This is a genomic window from Vibrio sp. 1288 (assembly GCF_033344475.1).
Genome location: NZ_JAWPOX010000330.1, coordinates 1 through 810, shown reverse-complemented (window position 1 = coordinate 810; position 810 = coordinate 1). Strand labels below are relative to the sequence as shown.

Sequence of the window (810 nt, the reverse complement as noted above, 5' to 3'; positions counted from 1 at the left end):
GTTGCGGCTGGTCCTCAACTGGACTAATACCGAAGCAAAACTGAGTGACCTGTGATTTGATGACAACAGTGACTTAGTTACAAAAATGCTCTTCAAGCCCCTCTTTTGAGGGGCTTTTTATTGAATCCCACACCAGATTGATACAAGCTAAAGCCTAACTGGGTTATTTGTATAACTGACCTCATCAGTTTTCCGACACTTCACTTACAGGTTCTGGCAGGGATGAAAACAGCGCGTCGAATTCTAATTCTCTTACTGGTGGTATTGATTGCCTTTCCGGCGACCATTATTGCGCTGTTAACCACCTCATACGCCAATTCTACATGGCAATGGGTTTCACCCTACCTTGGCTTACCGATCCAAGCGGAGCGCGTTCATTACGACTTCCCTTACCACCTTTCGCTGCAAAACGTTCGCTCCCAAGACGCTCAACTACCTTATATTGAACAAGTCGACGTGTGGCTGAACCCTGACATACGACGAGATGGGAAATGGATTATCGATAGCTTGCTGATCGATGGGGTGAGTCTAAAAAAAGGCATACCGACACGGCCTAACTTAGAGTCGATCCAGTTCCACCAGATTGCGCTGAAAAATATTGATTACGCGGATGCGCGCTTTTCCGTAACTGGATTGAGTATCCAAATCCAAGATCCTACTTGGCTAAACGCTCAACAATTATGGCCTTACGGCGCTATTCAGGCTTCTGCAGAGCAAATGTATTGGCACGGTGAGGCGATACAAAAAGTACTGGTTGATGTGGATTATCAAGCCCAAAACAGCACCCTCTATGGCACGTCTTTTAAATGG

The 810-nt window shown here is 46.0% G+C and carries 1 protein-coding gene; it reads left to right on the top strand.

Features of this window, described 5'->3' with window-relative positions:
* Window positions 1–222 precede the first annotated feature (222 nt).
* A partial coding sequence (locus R8O11_RS26570) for an AsmA family protein (protein WP_318194788.1) occupies window positions 223–810 on the top strand: 588 nt, incomplete at its 3' end.